General features: G+C 37.5%; 23 protein-coding genes. 5 read left to right on the forward strand and 18 right to left on the reverse strand.

What is annotated here, in order from left to right:
* Nucleotides 1-8: 8 nt before the first annotated feature.
* From sufC to J4050_RS01350, 9 genes are all read right to left on the reverse strand, one after another.
* Complete coding sequence (sufC, locus tag J4050_RS01310; RefSeq protein WP_208152132.1) at nt 9-761, reverse strand: Fe-S cluster assembly ATPase SufC; 753 nt, start codon at nt 759-761, stop codon at nt 9-11.
* A gap of 4 nt (nt 762-765) precedes the next feature.
* The gene (locus tag J4050_RS01315; protein WP_208152133.1) at nt 766-1173 is read right to left on the reverse strand and encodes a hypothetical protein; all 408 of its coding nucleotides are present in this window, start codon (nt 1171-1173) and stop codon (nt 766-768) included.
* Nucleotides 1174-1183: 10 nt separating this feature from the next.
* A complete protein-coding gene (sufB, locus tag J4050_RS01320; protein ID WP_208152134.1) occupies nt 1184-2632 on the reverse strand; it encodes a Fe-S cluster assembly protein SufB in 1449 nt (482 codons plus the stop codon).
* Nucleotides 2633-2646: 14 nt separating this feature from the next.
* Complete coding sequence (locus J4050_RS01325; RefSeq protein WP_208152135.1) at nt 2647-2976, reverse strand: HesB/IscA family protein; 330 nt, start codon at nt 2974-2976, stop codon at nt 2647-2649.
* A 141-nt stretch (nt 2977-3117) separates the two neighbouring features.
* Nucleotides 3118-3351 (reverse strand): DUF1660 family phage protein, encoded by a 234-nt coding sequence (locus tag J4050_RS01330; RefSeq protein WP_208152136.1) that lies wholly within the window; start codon nt 3349-3351, stop codon nt 3118-3120.
* 108 nt (nt 3352-3459) lie between these two features.
* Nucleotides 3460-4515, reverse strand: coding sequence for a cytochrome-c peroxidase (locus tag J4050_RS01335; protein ID WP_208152137.1), 1056 nt, complete (start codon nt 4513-4515; stop codon nt 3460-3462).
* 7 nt (nt 4516-4522) lie between these two features.
* Entirely contained in the window at nt 4523-5293 is a 771-nt protein-coding gene (locus J4050_RS01340) for an MbnP family protein (RefSeq protein ID WP_208152138.1), read from the reverse strand.
* The gene (locus J4050_RS01345) at nt 5293-6633 is read right to left on the reverse strand and encodes a hypothetical protein (protein WP_208152139.1); all 1341 of its coding nucleotides are present in this window, start codon (nt 6631-6633) and stop codon (nt 5293-5295) included. Before J4050_RS01345 ends, J4050_RS01340 begins: the two co-directional genes overlap by 1 nt.
* A 5-nt stretch (nt 6634-6638) precedes the next feature.
* The gene (locus tag J4050_RS01350) at nt 6639-8273 is read right to left on the reverse strand and encodes a choice-of-anchor B family protein (RefSeq protein ID WP_208152140.1); all 1635 of its coding nucleotides are present in this window, start codon (nt 8271-8273) and stop codon (nt 6639-6641) included.
* A 107-nt stretch (nt 8274-8380) separates the two neighbouring features.
* On the opposite strand from J4050_RS01350, the gene thiL reads away from it, so the two are divergent.
* A complete protein-coding gene (thiL, locus tag J4050_RS01355; RefSeq protein WP_208152141.1) occupies nt 8381-9433 on the forward strand; it encodes a thiamine-phosphate kinase in 1053 nt (350 codons plus the stop codon).
* Here the strand turns inward: thiL and J4050_RS01360 are convergent.
* The 3 genes from J4050_RS01360 to J4050_RS01365 all read right to left on the reverse strand — a co-directional run bounded on the left by J4050_RS01360 (nt 9417) and on the right by J4050_RS01365 (nt 10841).
* Nucleotides 9417-9647 carry a DUF1660 family phage protein gene (locus J4050_RS01360; RefSeq protein ID WP_208152142.1) on the reverse strand — a complete coding sequence of 77 codons (231 nt, stop codon included), beginning with the start codon at nt 9645-9647 and terminating at the stop codon, nt 9417-9419. The genes thiL and J4050_RS01360 overlap by 17 nt on opposite strands.
* 83 nt (nt 9648-9730) lie before the next feature.
* Nucleotides 9731-9973: a DUF1660 family phage protein gene (locus tag J4050_RS15410; RefSeq protein WP_243878515.1), complete on the reverse strand. Its 243-nt coding sequence runs from the start codon at nt 9971-9973 to the stop codon at nt 9731-9733.
* 82 nt (nt 9974-10055) lie between these two features.
* Nucleotides 10056-10841, reverse strand: coding sequence for an alpha/beta fold hydrolase (locus tag J4050_RS01365; protein WP_208152143.1), 786 nt, complete (start codon nt 10839-10841; stop codon nt 10056-10058).
* Between the two features lie 61 nt (nt 10842-10902).
* Here J4050_RS01365 and J4050_RS01370 point away from each other — a divergent pair, with 61 nt between their 5' ends.
* Complete coding sequence (locus tag J4050_RS01370; RefSeq protein ID WP_243878516.1) at nt 10903-12480, forward strand: serine hydrolase; 1578 nt, start codon at nt 10903-10905, stop codon at nt 12478-12480.
* Nucleotides 12480-13760, forward strand: a complete 1281-nt coding sequence (brnQ, locus tag J4050_RS01375) for a branched-chain amino acid transport system II carrier protein (protein WP_208152144.1) — start codon at nt 12480-12482, stop codon at nt 13758-13760. Before J4050_RS01370 ends, brnQ begins: the two co-directional genes overlap by 1 nt.
* A 3-nt stretch (nt 13761-13763) precedes the next feature.
* On the opposite strand, the gene J4050_RS01380 is transcribed toward brnQ, so the two are convergent.
* Together J4050_RS01380 and J4050_RS01385 are read right to left on the reverse strand one after the other, a co-directional pair.
* Nucleotides 13764-14729, reverse strand: coding sequence for a hypothetical protein (locus tag J4050_RS01380; protein WP_208152145.1), 966 nt, complete (start codon nt 14727-14729; stop codon nt 13764-13766).
* Between the two features lie 39 nt (nt 14730-14768).
* The gene (locus J4050_RS01385; RefSeq protein WP_208152146.1) at nt 14769-15422 is read right to left on the reverse strand and encodes a hypothetical protein; all 654 of its coding nucleotides are present in this window, start codon (nt 15420-15422) and stop codon (nt 14769-14771) included.
* 105 nt (nt 15423-15527) lie between these two features.
* On the opposite strand from J4050_RS01385, the gene J4050_RS01390 reads away from it, so the two are divergent.
* Complete coding sequence (locus J4050_RS01390) at nt 15528-16871, forward strand: aspartate kinase (protein WP_208152147.1); 1344 nt, start codon at nt 15528-15530, stop codon at nt 16869-16871.
* A 39-nt stretch (nt 16872-16910) separates the two neighbouring features.
* On the opposite strand, the gene J4050_RS01395 is transcribed toward J4050_RS01390, so the two are convergent.
* Entirely contained in the window at nt 16911-18377 is a 1467-nt protein-coding gene (locus J4050_RS01395; protein WP_208152148.1) for a glycosyltransferase, read from the reverse strand.
* A gap of 119 nt (nt 18378-18496) precedes the next feature.
* Complete coding sequence (locus J4050_RS01400; protein ID WP_208152149.1) at nt 18497-18643, reverse strand: hypothetical protein; 147 nt, start codon at nt 18641-18643, stop codon at nt 18497-18499.
* 275 nt (nt 18644-18918) lie between these two features.
* Here J4050_RS01400 and J4050_RS01405 point away from each other — a divergent pair, with 275 nt between their 5' ends.
* Complete coding sequence (locus tag J4050_RS01405; RefSeq protein ID WP_208152150.1) at nt 18919-20247, forward strand: TolB family protein; 1329 nt, start codon at nt 18919-18921, stop codon at nt 20245-20247.
* 154 nt (nt 20248-20401) lie between these two features.
* Here the strand turns inward: J4050_RS01405 and J4050_RS01410 are convergent, their stop codons facing one another.
* Both J4050_RS01410 and J4050_RS01415 read right to left on the reverse strand, forming a co-directional pair.
* The gene (locus tag J4050_RS01410; protein WP_208152151.1) at nt 20402-20704 is read right to left on the reverse strand and encodes a DUF2188 domain-containing protein; all 303 of its coding nucleotides are present in this window, start codon (nt 20702-20704) and stop codon (nt 20402-20404) included.
* The gene (locus J4050_RS01415) at nt 20697-21989 is read right to left on the reverse strand and encodes an aminopeptidase P family protein (protein WP_208152152.1); all 1293 of its coding nucleotides are present in this window, start codon (nt 21987-21989) and stop codon (nt 20697-20699) included. Before J4050_RS01415 ends, J4050_RS01410 begins: the two co-directional genes overlap by 8 nt.
* Between the last annotated feature and the right edge of the window lie 67 nt (nt 21990-22056).

Raw genomic sequence — 22056 nt, forward strand, 5'->3', positions numbered from 1 at the left:
GGATTGTCTTATGCGTTAACTTCTTCTTTAATCCAATCGTAGCCTTTAGCTTCCAATTCGTGAGCCAGTTCTTTGGACCCAGACTTAACGATGCGGCCGTTGTGCAAAACATGTACGTAATCTGGAACTATATAATCTAGCAAACGCTGGTAATGCGTAATAACAATGACTGCATTATCCTTTGATTTTAACTTATTGACACCGTTAGCGACAATTCGTAAGGCATCGATATCAAGCCCAGAATCAGTTTCATCTAAGATGGCTAATTTAGGTTCTAACATAGCCATTTGAAAAATCTCGTTTCGTTTTTTCTCACCACCAGAAAATCCTTCGTTGAGTGAACGAGATAGGAACTTACGGTCTATCTCTAAAAGTTCAGCTTTCTCACGAATCATTTTCAACATTTCATTTGCTGGCATGTCTTCTAACCCTTTAGCCTTTCGCGTTTCGTTTATGGCTGTTTTCATAAAATTGGTTACGCTAACACCTGGAATTTCAACAGGGTATTGAAAGGATAAGAATACGCCTTTGTGAGCTCTTTCGTCTGGTCCAAGTTCATCAATGTTCTCACCTTCGAGTAAAATCTCACCTTCATCTACATCATACTCCTCTTTGCCAGCAATAACGGAGGCTAAAGTACTTTTTCCTGAACCGTTTGGCCCCATGATGGCATGAACCTCTCCGGGTTTTACATGTAAATTAATGCCCCTTAATATGGCTTTGTCATCTACACTTGCGTGTAAGTCATTTATCTTTAACATAATACTAATTTCCTAGTTTAATAACGTCTTCTTTATTTTGGTCAGGCGCGTCCACCTTTAAAATTTCTTTTATTTCAACGCGATATTTCCAACCCTCTTCGTTAGCCTTTTTCTCGAATTTTCTAACCCTTACAGTCACAGGGACCATGTCCGTATCTTCGTTTTTAAAGGGTTTGACTTGCTTCTCTAAAAGATGCATATTTTCATCAATTACCACGCCGTAGATTTCGTTTTTAGTTTGTAAAACCGCTGCGTCGGCGTAGTACACAAATTCACCTTTCATGGTTGTAAATCCATCATCTTGATTGTAGGATTTATTCCTGTTCTCTTCTAAATCTACTTCTTTTTTGGTGTCATTTTTACAAGTCACAAACACCAAGCAAATCAAAATAATTTTACCGACTGTTTTCATACTACTTCGTTTATCCGACAGATCCTTCTAAGCTAATTTCTAAAAGTTTTTGGGCTTCAACAGCGAACTCCATTGGTAACTTGTTGAGTACCTCTTTGCTAAATCCATTTACAATAAGAGCTATAGCTTTCTCTGTATCAATACCACGTTGATTGCAGTAAAAGATTTGGTCTTCTCCAATTTTACTTGTAGTAGCTTCGTGCTCTATTTGAGCAGATTTGTTCTTTGCCTCTATGTAAGGGAAGGTGTGTGCACCACATTCATTACCCATTAACAAACTATCGCATTGTGAAAAGTTACGCGCATTATCGGCTCTAGGGCTTATTTGCACCAAACCACGATAAGAATTTTGAGATTTTCCGGCCGAGATTCCTTTAGAAATGATAGTAGACTTGGTGTTTTTACCAAGGTGTATCATTTTTGTACCAGTATCTGCTTGTTGAAAATTATTGGTAACTGCGATAGAGTAAAATTCGCCAACTGAATTGTCTCCTTTTAGAACACAAGATGGATATTTCCAAGTGATAGCACTACCCGTCTCTACTTGTGTCCAAGAAATTTTAGCGTTTTTTTCGCACAGCCCTCGTTTTGTAACAAAGTTGTAGACGCCACCTTTGCCTTCAGCATTTCCTGGATACCAATTTTGAACGGTAGAATATTTTATTTCAGCATCGTCTAATGCTATTAATTCAACTACTGCCGCATGCAATTGATTTTCATCTCTACTTGGTGCAGTACAACCCTCTAGATAACTCACGTAGCTACCTTCATCAGCAATGACTAGTGTTCTTTCAAATTGACCTGTACCGGCTTGATTTATTCTAAAGTAGGTAGATAATTCCATTGGGCATCTAACCCCTTTTGGGATGTAGCAAAATGAGCCATCACTAAAAACTGCCGAATTCAGAGCTGCATAAAAATTATCTTTTTGCGGTACTACAGTACCTATATACTTTTTAACCAATTCAGGATATTCTTGAATGGCTTCGGAGATACTCATAAAAATAATCCCCTTTTCCGCTAATGTTTTTTTAAAGGTAGTGGCCACTGAAACAGAATCTACAACTACATCCATAGCGACACCTGCCAGCTTTTTTTGTTCATCTAAAGAAATACCCAGCTTTTCAAAAGTAGCTAATAGCTCAGGATCAACTTCATCAATGCTGTCATATTTGGGCTTACTGTTAGGGGCAGAGTAATAAGAGATCTCCTGAAATTTTGGCTTTTCATAGGTTACGTTCGCCCACTCAGGCTCTTTCATTTGTTGCCAAGCTCTATAAGCCTCAAGTCGCCAATCGGTCATCCATTCAGGTTCATTTTTTTTCTTTGAAATGGCCCTAACAATATCTTCGTTTAATCCATTAGGAAATGTCTCAGACTCAATGTCTGTATAAAAACCATATTCATATTCTTTGGTTTTTAGTTCTTCCCTTAAATCGTCTTCAGTATATTTTGACATAGTTTTTTGCATGTTTAAAGAGAAAATGATTCACCACAACCACAAGTTCTGTTGGCGTTGGGATTGTTAAAAACAAAACCTGTTCCATTCAGCCCTCCAGAATATTCCAAGGTTGTGCCTATGAGGTACAGGAAACTTTTCTTATCTACAATAATTTTTATTCCGTTATCCTCAAAGACTTTGTCATCTTCAGCTTTTGATTTATCAAACTTTAGGTCGTAAGACAGCCCAGAACAGCCGCCACTTTTTACACCAACTCTTATAAAGTCAGAGGAAGGGCTAAAGCCATCGTCTGTCATAAGCTCTACAACTTTACGTTTAGCTTGTTCTGAAACCTTAATCATATTGCTTAACTAGATTAATTCTAAATTGTATGCAAATATACGATTAAACCTATATTTTGAGATGCTTGCTAACATTTTATTAGCAAATAGGCTTATAGGTATTGGTAATAATAAAAAACTTTGATTTACAGCAACTTAGAACTAGTAGGAGTACATGGATAGTTTTAATCGAAGATGAAATAATTGCCTTAAGGTGGTTTGAATGGCTTTATTAGTGATACCATTTTCGGTGAAATTACCGTTATCATCAGTGTTTAGGGGGCTTCCACACTCCTTGCAAGCAAGACTCACAGGATTATTTTGTCGTAGTCCTGATATCACGTAATTATGTCCAAATACAGTACACGGTAACGTATTTTTTATAGCAGGTTTCATTTTAAGTGTCTTTGGGATGTTCAAAATAACCAAAACCCACCAAAAAAAAGGCGAAGTGCTTATTTTTTCGATGAATAGCACTGGAATTGTCGTAATTGCTGATTAAGGTTAATTCTGAAAGTCTGGATTAGAAATGAAAGAAGGATCAGATAAGGTAAGCAAAAAGGCTCTTAAATCAGCCTTATCAGAATCCGAAAGCTGTACACCACCTTGGCTAACATTTTTCATTAAAGGGTCAATGGTAGACGAGTTTTGTAAGCCTTCGCTGTAGAAGTCAATAACTTCATCAAGGGTTTCAAAACGCCCATCATGCATGTAAGGCGGACTAAATTGTAAATTTCTTAGAGAAGGTGTTCTAAATTTTCCGTTGTCATTTGGGTCTCCGGTTACAGCTCCAAGCCCTAAATCACTAAAGGTTTCATCTAAGCCATTATTATGAAAATCATTATCTGTCCAAAGAGGGTTATTAGGATTGCCATGACAATGAAAACAATCACCTTTGTCTTCTCTTAAGAAAATATCGAGGCCGTTCAGTTCTTGCGGAGTTAATGAGGTTAGGCCCAAAGAATATCTATCAAATTTTGAGTTAGCTGAGATTAAGGTGCGTTCAAATTGCGCAATGGATTTTGTTGTGAGCTCAATTGAGATAGTACTCGTTTTAAAGGCTAATCTAAATAATTCGGGATATTCTGGGTGATTTTGTAATCGTTCTATGACTTCAGTCCAATCGCTATGTAATTCTAGAGGGTTTTCAACTGGTTCTATAGCTTGTGTTTCTAAACTTAAGGCCTTGCCATCCCAATTAAATCGCTCGTTATAATTCCATGCCAAATTAAATAGAGGCATTGAATTTCTTGGGCCACTCAGACCATCAATCCCAATACTCCTTTCTAGGTTGTCTGTAAAGGTGCTTTGAGGCATGTGACAACTGGCGCAAGCCATACTACCATCATCTGATAAAATAGGGTCGAAGAATAGCCTTTTTCCTAGGGCTACACCTTCTTCAGTTAAGGGATTGGTAGTTGGAATAATAGGGGCAATAATATTGTCGGCAAATATTTCAGGTATTTCTAATTGATAAGGCGTTGGCTCATAGCCTACCTCATCTTCAGAACAATTCCAAAGTACAAGGGTAAATGCAAATAAACAGAAAGCCCTTTTCATTGCACTTTTAGTTTTGGGTGATTTCGCCTAAACTGAAAACAGTTTCCACATTATCTTGCATCATCTTCTGAGCCTCATAATTAGGCATTAAGGGTGTGTCTAGGATATTTAAATCCCATCGATGGGGATTTTTGAAAAACTCCGAAATATTCATAATTACTTCCACTGATGTATTGTCGTTTACCTCAATAATTTCATAAAAATCTATGACCTTAAAATTTTGCTCGTAAACAGGTGGATTCTCACTAAACCTAGCGGTCCCATTATGAAAATTGTAATTGCTAGGTGTACTGTCAATGTTATATTGCCCATCCATTTGTAGAAAATGATAACCACCTCCCAATGGTGCTGGCCAGTTCCAAGATGCGCTATTTAAATCTAGGTATGCACCGTCAATATTATCGGCTTCATTAAATCCCCAAACAAATCTAAGTCTGTATCTGCCCGTTGGAATAGTATTATTGTCCGCTGAAAAATTATAGGTAGATGTCTGTGAAAGGTCGGTAAATTTATATCCGTTAAATAAAAAGGATGTTCCATCTTCGATATTAGTAAATTCAAACCGCGATATCAAGTAGCGGATTCTTGTAAAATCTAAGAGTTCACCATTCTCATTTGTTACATTTATCGTATTCAGATTATCATTGTCAATACTAACATCATCCCATGTGTGTGAAAAAACAAAGTTAACATTAGCACTTGACGGGCGGCTGTCATCGTCACTGCACGAATAGCTAATTGAAGCTATAATCATTAAGGTTATTAAAAGTCTTTTCATCAGTAATTAATTTTTACAATTAGCATGTCTGAGAAGCCCTTGTTTTCTTCTATGTCACCATCAATACTTGAGGTATCTCCCGTCGAAATTATCGTTCCGTTAGAAAGTTCTGTGATGGCATACGCAAAGTCGATATTTGAACCTCCAAAGGATTTTTCCCAAAGTAGCGTTCCATCGCTATTCGTTTCAAGAATCCAAGCGTCATTTTGGCCTTGGTTTTTGGATACATCTATGTCACTACTTCTAGAGCTTCCGGCGAGTAAAAGGTTGCCATTCTCACGGATTTTCAAAGAACGTCCTACATCAAAATTAGACCCACCTAATGTATTTTCCCAAATTAAATTACCTTCCGGAGAAATTTTAATAAGCCATAAATCTGCACCGCCTTTGTTATTAGAGACATCTAAATTATTACTGCGTGTATCTCCAACAACGATATAATTTCCGTCTGCTGAAGCGGCAATCGCCCTTGCCTCATCAATTTGGTCACCACCGAAGGATTTTTCCCAAATAAGCACACCTGTCGCTGAAAGTCGAATGACCCAAAAATCATAACTGCCTTTATTTGAAGAGATATCTGTATCATTACTGTCTGAGCCCCCAGCAATTATAAATCCGTTATCTTCTGTTTGCACCACACCTTCCGGTGTATCTGTAAAGTTACCACCAAAATATTGGCTCCATTCTATATCGCCAAGTCCGTTTAATTTAAGCACCCAATAGTCGCCTCCAGCATGTCGGTTTAAGAGTCTGGAGGTATTTCCTTCACCACCAGAGGCTGTGACATCTAAAATACCAGACAACAAAAAACCATTATCATTAGTCTCAATGACAGATATACCAGAATCTGCACCAGAATAGCCAAATGTTTTTTGCCACTGGATATCTCCGCTTGGACTGAGCTTAGCTAACCAGTAATCTTGTAGCCCCTCGTTTGAATTAACATCTCCATCACTGGAAAAACTCAATCCTAAAATAGCATAGCCACCATCTGAGGTTTGTATAATATCTCTACCTCTATCATCTTGAGACCCACCGTAGGTGCGTTGCCATTCCATTGTATCATCGACGTTGAATTTTATAAGCCAATAATCAAAACTACTATCTTGCTTATCCGTAATGTCACCATCATTACTCTGGGTATAGCCTAAAATGGCGTAACCTCCATCTTGTGTGGCAACAATCGCTCTTCCGCTATCATTGTTAGAACCACCTAATGTACTTATGGATTCAACCGTAGCGTCATCTTCTCCGTTACCGGATTCATCGTCATTACTGCAAGCTTGAGTTATAAGAAGCAGCGCGGCACAAAGATGACATAAAACAATTCTCCTATTCATTAGCCTTAATTTGAAGGTCTTACTACAAAAAGTCCTCCTTCGATATCGCTAACAATTATGTTCCCACTTTCAAAATAAGGGTAAATATTCCATGCACCGTTGAAGGATGTATTGTTATGAGGAGTAAAAGTATCAAAATACCCAGATTCTTGCATTACTCCTGATGAAATATTAGAAACATCTATAGCACGAAGTCCAGCAGAATAGTTAGCAATATAGAAGGTGTCGCCAACAACATATCCATTATGATCTATAGCTTCAGTTGGACCTAAATAATTCATATGAAATGAAGGGTTGTCTAAATCTGAAAAATCAAATACAATAGTTCTGGTGTTAAGACCAAAATTGATTTCGTCAACCTCATCTCCTAACAAGAAATATTGCATATCTTCAGTAAACCAGCCTTGATGGGTGTACCCAATATTAGAATAACTAATTGTTGATATTTGTTGAGGACTTATTTTATCCGTTACATCTACAATTACCACTTCATTTTCATTACTTCCAATAAGAATTTCCCTTCCGGAATAATCTGGATCTGGTCCCATATAAGTAACCACTTGGGCATCATGGGAGTAGGCATCATTAGCATATCCTCCTGCAGCCATTGGAGCTGTTGGGTTTTGAATATTTACAAAATGTGGCCCTCCATTAAATGTGTCCGATCCAACGGCATAGGCAAAACCACTGGTTTCGTTAATTACAATATTATGAGCTCTTCCAAAGCCAGTATATAAAGCATCTGCGGTAAATGTTACAGGTGGGTTGGTAACGTCTCTTAGTCGCGTCAAATCAAATACCTGCATACCGTGACCAGGAGCTTCGCTTACAATAAACGCATGATTGTTATAGGTTTTAATGTCTCTCCAAAGGCTGTTAACTGTTGCTGTAGGTAGGCGACCCAGATAAATCGGCTGTGTTGGGTCAGAGATATCAACAAATGCTGCACTTGTTGTTGTGCCTACTAACGCGTATTCTTTTCCTGTTATAGGGTCCGTCCAACCCCAAGAGTCGTTACCTTCAGCTCCAGGACCTCCAAGTACTCCAACTGGGACGTGTGATTTTAAATCAAAATTGTCACAAGGGAAATCGCCAGCGAGACCATTTGAGCAAGGATAATCCGCCGTAAAAGGGCTCAAGTCACAGGCATCACCTATACCATCATTATCTGTATCTGCTTGATTAGCATTAGCGTTATTAATACAATTATCACAAACATCACCAAGACCATCACCATCCGTATCTTCTTGGTTGGGATTTGGAATATTTTGGCAATTATCCAGTGAATCTTCAATTCCATCGTTGTCAATATCCTCAATGAGTTCACAGATGTCACCTAGACCATCACCATTCGTATCTTCTTGGTTAGGATTTGGTGTATTTGGACAATTATCCTCTTCATTTAAGACACCATCACCATCAATATCTTCATCACACATATCGCCAATGCCATCATTGTCAATATCAGATTGATTAGGATTAGAAGTTTCCGGACAATTATCATCAACATTGGCTATAGTATCTCCATCAATGTCCGTATTACCAATAGCAACAACTTCATCATCACAAGTGAAAGTAACGCTTGATATAAACAGGATAAGACTGAAAGATTTGAAATTTTTCAGGGTAAACAATTTCATAAAATTTTTTTAGCAATTTACTTCAAAAAATACATTTGTATGTTAATAACGTTAAAATAAGCTCAGTCTTATCTCTTAAATTGGAAAAAGCATAATATTTTTGCAGTATGTTAGAAGATAAAAATCCACAAAGGACCCCTTTAAGTGAATTAGGAGAATTTAAATTAATTAATCATCTCACCCAGCATTTTAAGTTGGAGCAAGACTCTTCTATTAAGGGTGTAGGCGATGATGCTGCAGTTTTACGGTTTAAAGATACTAATGTGGTTGTATCAACCGATATGCTTGTGGAGGGAGTTCATTTCGATTTAAGTTATATGCCTCTAAAGCATTTAGGTTACAAAGCTATTGTAGTAAATCTCTCTGATATTTACGCAATGAATGCCAAGGCAACACAAGTTACTGTATCAATAGCGGTTTCCAATAGGTTTCCGGTAGAAGCTTTGGAAGAGCTCTATGATGGTATTTCAACAGCTGCTAAATTGTATAATGTTGATGTTGTAGGAGGTGACACTACATCTTCAACGTCTGGCTTAATAATTTCCGTTACCGCAATAGGAACTGTCGATAATGAAAAGGTCGTATTACGTTCTGGAGCTCAACCCAATGATTTACTTGTGGTTACAGGCGATATTGGTGGGGCTTATATGGGTTTGCAGGTCCTCGAACGTGAGAAGGAGGTGTTTAAGGTCAATCCTGGTAATCAGCCCGACTTGTCTATGTACACTTACATCATTGAACGCCAACTTAAACCAGAAGCGCGCAAGGATGTTATTGAGTTGTTGGAACAACTTGAGGTCAAACCCACCTGTATGATAGATATTAGTGATGGATTGTCTTCTGAAATCATCCATTTGTGTAAACAAAGTGAAGTAGGTATTGACCTTTATGAGAACAAAATACCTTTAGATACGCAAGTTATTTCTACTTGTGAAGAATTTAATATCGATAGTACGACTATTGCTTTAAATGGAGGAGAAGATTACGAACTTTTAATGACAATTGCTCAACGAGATTTTGATAAAATAAAGGGTAATCCAAACTTAACGGTTATTGGCTATGTGACCGAGAAAGAAAAAGGAATGCACTTAGTGACACGAGCAGATGAGCGCATACCAATAATTGCCAAGGGCTGGAACGCTCTTAAAAATCAGCCATAAATAACTTTTGACCTCTTTCTAAACGCTTGGTGTGTACTCTGTTGAGTACATTGTTTATTTCTTTAAATTTTGGAGTTAGTGGAATAAACCTTCCATTGCCATCAATAGTCATTTCAGATTTGCAGTGCTTGCACTTGTATTCCTTGACGTGGTATGTTACTACTTTAGACACCTTATATTCGTGACCAAAAAGGGAACAGTAAACATTTTTCATTTTTTCTTATCTTCTTAGTAGGATTCGTAGATTAATTAGCGAATTAAAGATAAGAAATTGAGTTATTCACAGGTTATTAACAATCAACAGATCGATGAATGGAGTGATTTTTGCTTTAAACGCATTATTCTGTTGTTATAAACGCGTTCTAAAGCGGAATTGATATCTTGATATTTAGGAGTAAGTTCAATTAACCTTCCATTGCTATCCGTTGTTAATTGTTTTTTACAACATTTACAAGTGTATTCTTTTACGTGTTTTGTAACTTTTTTTGTGATCTCATAATTATGACCAAAAAAATCACAATATAATTTAGTAGGCGTCATGGTAGATTTGGTTTATAATGTTATTGTTTTGATTTGGGAAGCTAAATGTAGAAATTTTTAAAGATTAAAACGTTTAAGTGGTTTAATTTTCGATAAAACGATTTAAAAAGTAAGATAATTCTGATTTATTTTCTATATGACTCATGTGCCCTTCTGAAAATTCTATTAACTCAATAGGCGAATTGTCTGTTTTTTTTCTTAATAATTCCAAATTTATGAGTTCGTCCTTTTTACCAGCAATAACAACTTTTCTGTTTGGTATTTTTTTAAGAATGTTATGCCTGTTAGGTCGTAGTCTCATGCCTTCCATGGCAGCAGTATATGCGCAAATAGAGGTTTGTAAGGCTTTATTTAAAGAATTCTTATATTCTTCACTATAAGTTTTTTTGCTTTCTGGGGCAAACAAATTGGTAAATGACAACCGTAAGAGCTTTTCGTAAGATTCTTTACTCTCTTTTGCTTGCAGATTAGCTTTGGCACGTAATTCTTTTCGTTCTTTAAAATCGGCTATAAATGTGCTGTTCAGCAAAACTAAATCTGAAATGAGCTGAGGATATAATTCTGCAAGAGCTAATGCAACATATCCTCCCATAGAATGTCCAACTACCTTTATGGTTTTAATACTTAAAGATTGCAACACGGCATAAACAACTTCAGCCATAGTTTCCATACTATGGACTTCATCAATACAATCTGTCTCGCCGTGACCTAAAAGGTCTATTCGTATAACCTTGCATTTTTGAGACAACCCTTTAATAAAGCAATCCCACATGGAAAGTTCTTCCATAAAACCATGCAGCAGCAACAAGGCTGGCCCATTTCCATCTACTTCAAAATGTACTTTAGAAGAATTGTAATCGATAAACATAGATTTAAAGATACATAAACGAGTTCTTTTTTAAATAAAAGGATTCTAACATTTGCTATATTTGAAAGCAATTCAATTAATTGACCACATGAATTTAAATACCCTTTTTCGTAGTTGTTTTCTTCTTTTGTTCGTTTTTTCTAATGCGCAAATTCCTGAACCAGAGCTAGATCAACTTGTCAAAGAAACCTTAACCACCTTTGATGTGCCAGGTATTTCTGTTGGTGTTTTAAAAGACGGTAAGGTAATTTATTCTAAGGGTCACGGGATACGCTCTATGATTACTAAAGAGCCTATGGAAAGCAAAACACTTGTTGGAGTCGCTTCCAATAGCAAAGGATTCACTTGTTTCGCTCTTGCCATGATGGTTGATGCCGGTAAATTGAGTTGGGATGATAAGGTGCGCAAGTATATCCCAGAATTTCAGCTTAAAGATCCTTGGGTAACTTCAGAATTTACTATTAGAGATTTGGTGACACATCGCAGTGGTATGCCATTGGGAGCTGGTGATTTAATGTTCTTCCCAGAAGGTAGTGACTTTTCCGTCCAAAACATTATAGACAACCTAAAGTATCTCCAACCTGAAAGTTCGTTTAGAAGTACATTTAGATACAATAACAATTTCTATATCGTTGCAGGAGAAGTTCTAAAACGTGTCAGTGGACTATCTTGGGAAGAGTTCATTGAAACTAAAATTATGAAGCCTGTCGGTATGATTAACAGTAAGGCGTCTTACAATCGTGTTACTAACCGCTCAAATATTATTGATGCACACACCAGAACCGAAGGAAAAGTTGTGCCTATTCCTCACGACTGGAGTGCTACAGCCAACGCGGCAGGTGGTATAGTTAGCAATGTGCCAGACATGTTGACTTGGGCACAGTTTTTAATCAACGAAGCTGTTACAACATCTGGAGAGCGTTTGTTAAGCAAAGCGCAATTTCATGAGCTTTGGCAACTACAAACACCATTGCCTGTGCGCCCAGGAGATTGGTATGGCTCACATTTTAGAGGTTACGGACTAGGATGGTTTGTAACAGATGTTAAAGGCGGTTACAAACAAGTTTATCACACAGGAGGACTTTTAGGCACGGTGACTCAATTTACAATGATACCCGAATTGAATTTGGCTATTGTTGTTCTCACCAATCAAATGAATGGTTCAGCATTCAATACCATAACAAATACTATTAAGGATAGTTATTTAGGTTATGAGAATAGAAATTGGCTCGGGATGTTTGGGTCTCGAAATGCAGAATATCTCAAATACAATGATAGCATTAAACAATCCGTTTATAATCAGGTTAAACTCATGGGCAAAAAGATTAATGTACCGAAACCAGAGCAAATTGTTGGAATATATACGGACGATTGGTTTGGTGACATTGAGATTTCATATAATGGAACCAAATATAGCATAGCGTCTAAGCGCTCCTCTCGTTTAGATGGTGAATTATTACCTTATAAAGCGACAACGTATGTAGCAAAATGGAATGACCGTAGTTATGATGCTGATGTATTTGTGAAATTTACTTTTGACGAAGAAGGCATAGCACAATCTGCCACAATGTCTTATATCGCCCCAATTACAGATTTTAGTTTTGATTTTCATGATTTACATCTTGTAAAAACAAAATAATGACGGATACCAAGCGAATTTTCCTTTTCGGATTTGCACTGTTTGCAGGTTTTTTTGGTGCAGGAAACCTCATCTTACCTCCATTGTTAGGTTACAATTCTGGACCAGATTGGTGGCTTGTAGCTATGGGGTTTTTAATAACAACAACTCTTATCCCGCTTTTATCCTTATTTGGTCATGCTAAATTACAAGGGACTATGCTCGAATTTGGGAATAAAGTATCACCCTCATTTAGTTTGGTGTATTGCATAATAATGTACATCATTATAGTAGCGTTACCAGCGCCGAGAACTGCTGCTGTAACTCACGAAATGGCTATAGCTCCTAACTTTGGCACTGAACCTATATGGACGAGTCTGATTTATTTTTCCTTGGTCTTTTTGTTTGTAATAAACCGTTCTAAAGCCTTAAATATTCTTGGTAAATATCTCACACCTTTAATTGTAATTATGGTGTTGTTAATTATTGGGATAGGTATAATGTCTGCTGAAACTGCAATGAGGGCTCCAAGTTTTAAAACCCCCTTTGTTGATGGGCTACTTGAAGGTTATCAAACCTACGATGCCTTAGCAGGAATGGTAATGGGTGGTGTTATAATTATATCTTTAAACAAAAGCGATAAGTATTCTTTTGCTGAGAAAAAGCGAATTATTGCTAAATCGGGCTTCATTGCCATGCTTGGCTTGTTTATAATATATACAGGACTGATAGCTATCGGTGCTTTTTATAATGGTGCTTTTCCAACAGACATAAGCCGCACAGATTTATTGCTTGGGCTTTCAACGCTGACCCTAGGCAGTATTGGAGCTACCTTTATAAGTGTTTTGGTGGCCCTCGCGTGTTTTACCACCGCTGTAGCAATAACGGTCTCCATTGCCGACTTCTTTGAGGATTTATGCAATCATAATCATAAGGTATATATAATTACAGCTGTAATCTGTTGTCTAACAGGTATAATTGTTGGAAGCTTTGAAGTTGGTTTAATTATTGATTTGGCCATACCGGCTCTGATGTTTATTTATCCTATTTCCATAATTTTAATTTTACTAAATGTGCTGCCAGAGCAATGGGCAAACCCAATAGTTTTTAAATTAGTAGTACTATCTACATTTTTATTTAGTATTCCAGACTTTTTAAAGTTTTTTATTGACGAAGGTACCATTAAGCCTTTAAAAGATTTTATTCCTTTAGCTGAATACAGTTTGGGGTGGGTGCTGCCTGCACTATTAGTATTTATTCTAACAAATGCGTTCCTTTATTTTAGGAGTTCCTCAACGTAATTATTATTCTAAGTAGTCCATAATAAGTTGATATTGTTCAGGGAAAGATTGTAGCTCTTCTTTTTGTATTTCTTGTAAAATACTAGGGTTAGATGGATATTTTCCGTCTAAAGGGGCTACCATACGCATACCATCACTATATACATAAAAATTTCGCCATTGCCCTTTTTTAATCGAAGCTATTTCTTGTATATCAATGTAAATTGGAGGACTGGTTACTGTTAGTTTTTGAAGTATGCTTCCATCTTCTTTTAACAAGTATAGATTACAACCTCCAGAGCCGCAAAGCATAGGATCTATAACATATAAAAGATATTCTATCTCATAAGGGTCATTGTCTAAATCAGCCATGGCTTCCATAAACTTCAATTTTGCCATATCTTCATCAGTATAACCCATGCTATTTTTTAAATTAGAAAGTGTCATTAGGCGACTGCGGTCTGTAGTATTTAGATGGTTTTTGAGTAGCTGTTGCTGGTAACCTTTAAATATCTTGGAATAATTTAGTTCATCTACTTGTGGAAGGGTCGCCTCAACACCATTAGAATCGTTGTAACCAAGTTCTATTTCATTTCCTCTCAAAGTTAAGTTTAATTTTTCTTTGAAAATTTCGCCTTCGGCTAAAAATTTGCGCTCTATTTTTAATACACCGCTAGAATCTATAACACCTTTAAAGGAGCCTTGAGCCCCATCAGTACCATATGGCTTATAATAAAAAGTACCTTTAACATGGTTTGTGTCATTTACTTCAAACTCGATAAAATGGTAGTTGTATTTAGAACTATCTGAACTTGATTTTTCTTGGGAAGCGAAGTAGTAAGTGCCATCCAGTTCTACTGATTTTTTTTCTTTTTTAATCTCTTCTTGTTTTTTGGGTGTACCGTTTTCACATGAAACCAATACACCCACAAGTAACAAGAGCATTCCTTTATTTTTAATTAGCTTTTTTAGTCCTAAATGAGAATTCATAAGTTATGGTTTAATTGTATGAAGTTAAAAATATTACAATTAATTTATATGTAAAGTCTTAATAGCTGAAAACGCTTGATCTACCATATGGTTTTCAACTAGTACTGTAAATTCGTTCGTGGTAGAAATGACTTCGTACAGTGAAATACCTTCCCATGCTAAACGTTTAAAAATCTGGTAGTACAGACCAGATATTTTAGAATTATTTTCGGGTAATCGAATACTTATGGCTGATAGATCATTTTGAGAGCCTATGAGGACTTCAGCCTCGAAACTATGGAGCACTTTCTCAGCTTCTGTTTTAGAGACAACAATATTACTTTCATAAATTCCACGCGAAAATCCATAAAAGGCCTTCGGGTTAAAATCTTTGAGAACCCTTGCATGACTTTTAATTAGCGTATCGGAATTCTGAAAGGTGTAGTCCACCAAATTAGAGCGTACCGTAATATCGCCCAATTCTTTTAGTACCGATTGCATTTGTCTAGATTTTCTCAAGTGAGGCGGTGGGCTATAACGTCGCAGAGCCATCATTATAGCGCCAGTTTTTACAGGTTTGCGAAGCATATCGCTTACAGGTTGCTGCAGCTCTTCAGCGAGGGCAGAGAAGTTGATTATATTGCGGAACAGCGCTTCTTCTAAAAAAGGTTGACTGATTAGAAGTTCTTCAACGCAAGCAGCTATAGTTTTCATATGTTATATATTTAACAATTTGTGTAAAAATAAACTATTTTTTGAAGTTATTTTCATTTAGCAGCCTATCAGGTCTAATTTTACTGTCTTTAAAAAAAGCATGCTATGTTAGTATATAAATTTGGTGGGACATCTGTCGGTTCAGTTATTAATATGAATCATGTTAAGGATATTATCTCAGGACCTAATAAAAAAGTGGTGGTCTTGTCTGCCATGTCAGGCACTACAAATGCCTTAGTAGAGATATCAGAAATTATTGCGTCTGGCAATAATGCAGAAGCAACTCAATTAATAAACGGTCTAGAGGAGCAATACTTAACCACAGCTCGTGATTTATTGGACAGCAAAAATCTTTTAACGGAAGTAACGGACTATATAAACGTGGTTTTTATTGATCTGCATAATTCAATTGTTAACAGCCATACCGTATTCTTGCATAATCAGATTGTAGCCAAAGGCGAATTATTATCTACTTTTATGTTCAGTAAGCTTTTAGAGCAAGAGGGCATAAGCGTACAATTATTGCAAGCTATAGATTTTATGCGCACCAATGCCAATAACGAACCAGATGATTTTTACATAAAGCAAAATCTTAACCGTTTAATGACCCAGCTTCCAGAAGCAGACATATACATTACACAAGGATTTATTTGTTTGGACGACCAAGGTAGAATTAGCAACCTTAATCGTGGCGGTAGTGATTATACGGCAACTATCATTGGTGCTGCATTGCATGCAGATGAGGTTCAGATTTGGACAGATATTGACGGCTTTCATAATAATGACCCAAGGCACGTGAATGATACTTCAGCCTTATCTCATTTATCATATGACGAGGCCGCAGAATTAGCCTATTTTGGCGCTAAGATTTTACATCCACAGACCGTGCTTCCTGTTCGTGATTTGGACATACCTTTGCGTTTAAAAAATACTATGGCACCAGAAGCTCACGGTACGTTGATTACCAATCAAATTCATGGAGAAGGTATCAAGGCCATCGCTGCAAAAGATGGCATTACGGCCATAAAAATTAAATCCGTACGAATGTTACTGGCGCACGGTTTTTTAAAGAAGGTGTTTGAAGTATTTGAGCGTTACGAGACCTCAATAGACATGGTAACCACTTCTGAAATTGCCGTATCATTAACCATTGATGACACCACACATTTAAAACAGATTTGTACCGAATTACAACAGTTTGCAACAGTTGAAGTAGATGATTTTATGAGTATTGTGTGCTTAGTGGGGCATCAGATTATTTTTCATCCAGATACATCAGAACTATTTCAAATACTGCAAGATGTAAATGTGCGAATGATTGCTTATGGAGGAAGCAACAATAATATATCGCTTTTGGTTAATACCTCAGATAGGCTAGAAACCCTACAGAAGTTACAACGTTATGTTTTTGAAAATCAACCGAGCTTCTCAGAGTTTCATTTGAATTAGGAAATCATTCCAATAACTAAAAATCTAGCACAGAAAGTCTTATACCTGCTTTACATCAGATAATACAGACAGCCAAGATTCAATCTGACTAAACAGCGTAAAATTTTTAATGACTCTAAGTTGACCGTTAAAGCCCCAATTGTCGCGCTCTTTCGGTTTATTTAGCATCTGTTCAAGTTTAGAGGCTAATTGGCCGATATCAGTAGGGTCTTCGTTAATTCTTCCTGTTACAGAGTCTTCAACTTGAAATTTTAATCCAGCAGCACCAGATACTAAGACTGGTCGTTGTTTCCACATAGCCTCGGTGGCTGTGAGCCCAAAACCTTCTTGCAAGGAGTTTTGCACAACTATATTAGAAAAACGTTGTAATGCATTTACAATCAGAGCATTTTCCCTAGGGTTATCTAATGGTAGTAACAGAATAGCAATATCGTTTTGTAAGTCAGGGTCAATATTTTTGTACTGTTCAATTAATTCATTTAAAACTTCTTCACCTTCTGGGTCATCGGCAACAAATGCAGGGTCTGGACCACCTAAAATAAGACGTGTAACCTTGATACGCTGGTAATTTTCACTCGATCTATCTCCTGAATTTTCATTGTTTTGTTTCATGCTGATAAAAGCGTCCATAAGCTCTTTAAAACCTTTTAATCTGTCCCAGCGCGAAATTTCCGTGATTGTTGGTCGGTATATAATATCCAAAGGATTGGTTTGATTCACCTCACCAAAAGAACCATCGGGCAGAATGCGACGTACTTGGTGTTGAAACACATCGTGCAACAAAGGTTTTCTGCCACTAATAATACCAGATTGTAGCAAAATATTTAAGCATTTATCGGTATGTAGTATTCTGTTTTTATGGCTTAGAGGATCTATGGCAGGGGTGATGATACTGGTTTTGGATTTGATCATATCCGGAACATACGACGGGATACTAAAAACAAAATGGTCATAGGCTTCAAAATACTGAGACAAGAAAGACCAAACGCCTTTAGTTGTAGTGTTGTGCTCTTCTAAACCAATGTGACAACGCCATACTAGCTTTACGTTTCTTGTCTTGGCAATCATGCCAGCTAGAGGCATAGGTTGAGGATCGTGTATAACCACAAGGTCACCATCTTTTATAAAATTTAAAGCTGCATCGATATTTTGAGCATTCACCTTTTCAAAAATAGTGCGGTCGGCCTCATTAAAAACACCGTCACCACTGCCATGTATGGCATTATGAATCCGTTTGGTGAGTTTAAAAAACGCATTATCGGACGCTTCAATTACGAGCCACACTATGTTAACACCAAGTGACCTCATAATCCTAATTTGGCTTGGAAGCATTTCGGCAACGCCTCCACCTGTGGCCGTGGAATTTATCATCCAAATAGTACTGCCCTTAAGTGATTGGATTGAGGATTTGGTCTGTTCTAAAAATTGGTGTACTAAGTGATTAAGGCTACCATACGCTTTATAGTCTTCAATTTTGGCACCTTCAGGAATAGTTATGTTTTGCATCAATTACAGTTTAAATATCTTAAAGAAAAAGTTCTTGTAAGGCATTTAAATATAAGGATACTTTAGGTCTTTACGAAATACAATAAAGCAGGGATGGGCATAAGCCAATTAATATTCCTCTAAATAAAGAGGAAAGCATCTTCCTCCTCTTGATGCTTTTGTTTGGCAGGAGTTTTTGATTTAGAATTGGCAACTGTTGCTTGTTGTTGCCAGCGGTCAGCATGCTCTCGTAGGAGACGTTTTCTTAAAAATTGTAATGGTTTCATAGCAAGTGTTTAAGTCTTATAATAAAGATACGAGTAGTATAAGGCTTTTGGATGATAAAACCTTATGAAATCATCTATAAACTAGAGATTTAGCATCTATTTAACAGTTTGGCTATAATTTGGTAATCTTCTTTTTTTTTAGGTGGCCGAACTCGGCTATATTTAGATTTTAATCTTTAAAGGAAATCCGCTCTCTAATCCCACCACTTTCTCTATGAATGATGACATTTTTTAGAGCTTACGATGTAATGGTAAAACCATTAAATTCTTAAAGTATGAAATCATTACACTGGCTATTTTCTCTAATTCTATTTACTTCACTAGGTTGCACTACGGACGAGGCTAATTACAACGACGTTTCAGTCTCCATAACCACATCTGGCCTAAACGACAACAAACTAGCGTTGAATAATACGGCGACCTTTACAGCAGAAGTATCGGGTATCGACGCTACCAGTAGTCTTACTTTCCGTTGGTCGCTCTCCACAGATCGCGGAGAATTGTCTGATGGTACCAATGTCCTGCCTAATCCATCTATTGCTGAAAGCACCATTTATTGTGTTGGAAAGACAGCCGGAGAAGAACAGATTAGAGTAGAGGTGTTTGACGCCAACGCGATTCTGCTCGCCACAGAAACATTAGACTTTGAAATAGTGCCTTCTGATATCAATCAAGAATTTCCTCGTGGATGCTTTGACCAACCCAAGATTATCTACCAGCGTAATGGGACTTTTGGGCGTGTTTGCAATTTCGATGGTACAGGAGACGAATATCTCAATGTATCTGGTGGATCAAGTATTGGCATTTCACCCGATGGAGAATGGATAGCGTGGAACCCGTATGAGGATGCCAGCGACCCACCTGTAGGATTTAATATGCACCTCCGAAATTGTCTTACGGGTGAGATTATCAGGTTACCCTCCGATATCGTTGGATTAGAATATTCTGCTTATGACATTTTTCCAGAGTTTTCTCGAGATAGTAAGACCTTATACTTTATCAGGGAGAATCCAGGTCAGCCAGTAGTTCCTAATGCTGGCGGTTTTTCTGACCTTGCTGCTTATGACATCGAATCGGGACAAGTTAGTTATTTAACGTCACTGTACCAGTCCGAAGAAAGTGTGGAGAATTTCACAATTTCCCCTGTCACTGGAGACATTGCTTTTATAATCGAGAGTTATGAGGATCTTCCTGACGGTAGTTATATCATAAATACCAAACTCTCTGTTATGCAACCCGAGACCGGATTAATTACGAATACCATAAACTTACCTCCAGGGAGGTATAATGACGGTATGGACTGGTCACCTGATGGAAACGATATTATCTTGGGTGCAAGTACTAATGATTTGGGAAGAGGGATTTTCAGAATCAATCTGACTAGTGGGTCTCAACCACTTCTGGTATTGCCTGACACAGATCCTAATAATGCTACCAACTATGCCTACTGCTATTATTACGCTGCTGGGTCGCGTATCGTTTTTGGAGACTATAATGATAATAATGAGCTCAAACTTTATAGTGTAGATTTCAACGGCAATGATCTGCATCAGATAGGAGAAGAGTTAAGTGGTGCTTTATTCTTGCAAGGGGTCCTTGAATAATAAGTCAGAAAGGGTACGCCAAAGTTGTGTACCCTTTTTCTATATGTTTTGTATGGTAGAACCAACTGTTGATTATAATTTGCTATAACAATAGTGATTAGGGTCTTATCTAAGTCCTAAAATCAAGATATCATAACACCGCAGAATCCCAGCATTACTCATCATCACGATAACAAATCCGCTCCCTAATCCCACCACTTGCGCGGTGAATAATGACATCTGCCTTTTTACGTTTGGCGATGGTCTTGGCCCTGCGTATAGCGGTGCTTTGTTTGCGATGGTTGGAAGTAATTCTCTTATTGCCCTCGCGCCGTACCGCCCAGCCATCTTCATAAGGCACAACGTGTTGATGCCAGGTTCTTTTGGTTGCGGTACTATGGCCAAGCGCTTGGAGTATAGCCTCAATGAGCTGCTTAATAGCTGTAACCCAGGACGATTTTGAATTAGACTTAACCATGCATCAACGCCTCAATCTCCTCCACTTCAATAGGAATATTTCGCATTAAATTAAAAGGTTCACCGCTGTCTTGAATAACCACATCATCTTCTAAACGAATACCAAAACCTTCGTCCGGAATATAAATGCCAGGCTCTACCGTAAATACCATATTCGCTTGCATAGGTTCATGCAATAAGCCATAATCGTGCGTATCTAAACCAATATGGTGACTGGTACCATGCATAAAGTACTTTTTGTAGGCTGGCCAATCCGGATTTTCATTTTTAACATCGGCTTTGTCCAGTAGCCCTAGGCCTAATAGTTCAGAGGTCATTAGCTTACCAACTTCTACATGATATTCGGCCCAATCGGTTCCTGGCACAAGGAGTTTTGTTGCCTCATCCTTTACACGGTTAACTGCGTTATAGACCTCTTTTTGGCGTTTGGTGAATTTTCCAGAAACGGGAATAGTACGACTCATATCACTAGAGTAATTGGCATACTCTGCGCCAACATCCAATAGAATTAAATCACCTGCTTTACATTGTTTATTGTTTTCAATGTAATGAAGCACATTGGCATTATTACCACTTGCAATAATGGGTGTGTAAGCGAATCCTTTAGAACGGTTATTGAGAAACTCGTGCATAAATTCGGCCTCAATATTATACTCCCAAACCTCTGGTTTTACAAAGTTTAAAATGCGCCTAAAACCTTTTTCCGTAATGTCGCAGGCCTTTTGCATAAGTTTTAATTCAATAGGGTCTTTCACAGAACGAAGACGCTGCAGTATAGGATTGCTTTTAGCGACATTATGCGCTGGATATTTCTCCTTAAGCCATTTTACAAAGCGGGCTTCTCTTGTTTCTGTCTCTACGTTGGCCCTGTAATGTTCATTGGTGTTAAGATAAACCGTATTCGCCTGTGTCATCAACTCAAAAAGGATTTTTTCCAAATCTTGTAACCAATACACTGTTTTTACGCCAGAGGTTTCAAACGCTTTTTCTTTGGTTAACTTTTCACCCTCCCAGACAGCGATGTGCTCATTGGTTTCCTTAAGGAATAGTATTTCACGATGTTTTTCCTTAGGGCAATCTGGAAAGACAACAAGGACACTTTCCTCCTGGTCTACACCACTTAGGTAAAAAATATCTCTATGTTGAGCAAAGGCTAAGGTGCTGTCTGCACTTACGGGATAAATATCGTTGGAATTAAATATGGCTAGACTATTGGGCTTCATTTGTGCCGCAAAGTTCTTTCTGTTCTTTATAAATAAGTCTTTGTTTATAGGGTGATATTTCATCTTGAAAACATTAAATGGTTTTGCCTGTGAGAACAGGAATTGTAAAATAGAAGCCTAAAGGTACGGT

The organism is Winogradskyella pelagia, assembly GCF_017581965.1.
GTDB classification, from domain to species: Bacteria; Bacteroidota; Bacteroidia; order Flavobacteriales; family Flavobacteriaceae; genus Winogradskyella; species Winogradskyella pelagia.

Bases quoted from the DNA above. Each gene is read 5' to 3' on its own strand.
- sufC (WP_208152132.1), bottom strand. From the start codon at position 761: ATGTTAAAGATAAATGACTTACACGCAAGTGTAGATGACAAAGCCATA.
- J4050_RS01315 (WP_208152133.1), bottom strand. From the start codon at position 1,173: ATGAAAACAGTCGGTAAAATTATTTTGATTTGCTTGGTGTTTGTGACT.
- sufB (WP_208152134.1), bottom strand. From the start codon at position 2,632: ATGTCAAAATATACTGAAGACGATTTAAGGGAAGAACTAAAAACCAAA.
- J4050_RS01325 (WP_208152135.1), bottom strand. From the start codon at position 2,976: ATGATTAAGGTTTCAGAACAAGCTAAACGTAAAGTTGTAGAGCTTATG.
- J4050_RS01330 (WP_208152136.1), bottom strand. From the start codon at position 3,351: ATGAAACCTGCTATAAAAAATACGTTACCGTGTACTGTATTTGGACAT.
- J4050_RS01335 (WP_208152137.1), bottom strand. From the start codon at position 4,515: ATGAAAAGGGCTTTCTGTTTATTTGCATTTACCCTTGTACTTTGGAAT.
- J4050_RS01340 (WP_208152138.1), bottom strand. From the start codon at position 5,293: ATGAAAAGACTTTTAATAACCTTAATGATTATAGCTTCAATTAGCTAT.
- J4050_RS01345 (WP_208152139.1), bottom strand. From the start codon at position 6,633: ATGAATAGGAGAATTGTTTTATGTCATCTTTGTGCCGCGCTGCTTCTT.
- J4050_RS01350 (WP_208152140.1), bottom strand. From the start codon at position 8,273: ATGAAATTGTTTACCCTGAAAAATTTCAAATCTTTCAGTCTTATCCTG.
- thiL (WP_208152141.1), top strand. From the start codon at position 8,381: ATGTTAGAAGATAAAAATCCACAAAGGACCCCTTTAAGTGAATTAGGA.
- J4050_RS01360 (WP_208152142.1), bottom strand. From the start codon at position 9,647: ATGAAAAATGTTTACTGTTCCCTTTTTGGTCACGAATATAAGGTGTCT.
- J4050_RS15410 (WP_243878515.1), bottom strand. From the start codon at position 9,973: ATGACGCCTACTAAATTATATTGTGATTTTTTTGGTCATAATTATGAG.
- J4050_RS01365 (WP_208152143.1), bottom strand. From the start codon at position 10,841: ATGTTTATCGATTACAATTCTTCTAAAGTACATTTTGAAGTAGATGGA.
- brnQ (WP_208152144.1), top strand. From the start codon at position 12,480: ATGACGGATACCAAGCGAATTTTCCTTTTCGGATTTGCACTGTTTGCA.
- J4050_RS01380 (WP_208152145.1), bottom strand. From the start codon at position 14,729: ATGAATTCTCATTTAGGACTAAAAAAGCTAATTAAAAATAAAGGAATG.
- J4050_RS01385 (WP_208152146.1), bottom strand. From the start codon at position 15,422: ATGAAAACTATAGCTGCTTGCGTTGAAGAACTTCTAATCAGTCAACCT.
- J4050_RS01390 (WP_208152147.1), top strand. From the start codon at position 15,528: ATGTTAGTATATAAATTTGGTGGGACATCTGTCGGTTCAGTTATTAAT.
- J4050_RS01395 (WP_208152148.1), bottom strand. From the start codon at position 18,377: ATGCAAAACATAACTATTCCTGAAGGTGCCAAAATTGAAGACTATAAA.
- J4050_RS01400 (WP_208152149.1), bottom strand. From the start codon at position 18,643: ATGAAACCATTACAATTTTTAAGAAAACGTCTCCTACGAGAGCATGCT.
- J4050_RS01405 (WP_208152150.1), top strand. From the start codon at position 18,919: ATGAAATCATTACACTGGCTATTTTCTCTAATTCTATTTACTTCACTA.
- J4050_RS01410 (WP_208152151.1), bottom strand. From the start codon at position 20,704: ATGGTTAAGTCTAATTCAAAATCGTCCTGGGTTACAGCTATTAAGCAG.
- J4050_RS01415 (WP_208152152.1), bottom strand. From the start codon at position 21,989: ATGAAATATCACCCTATAAACAAAGACTTATTTATAAAGAACAGAAAG.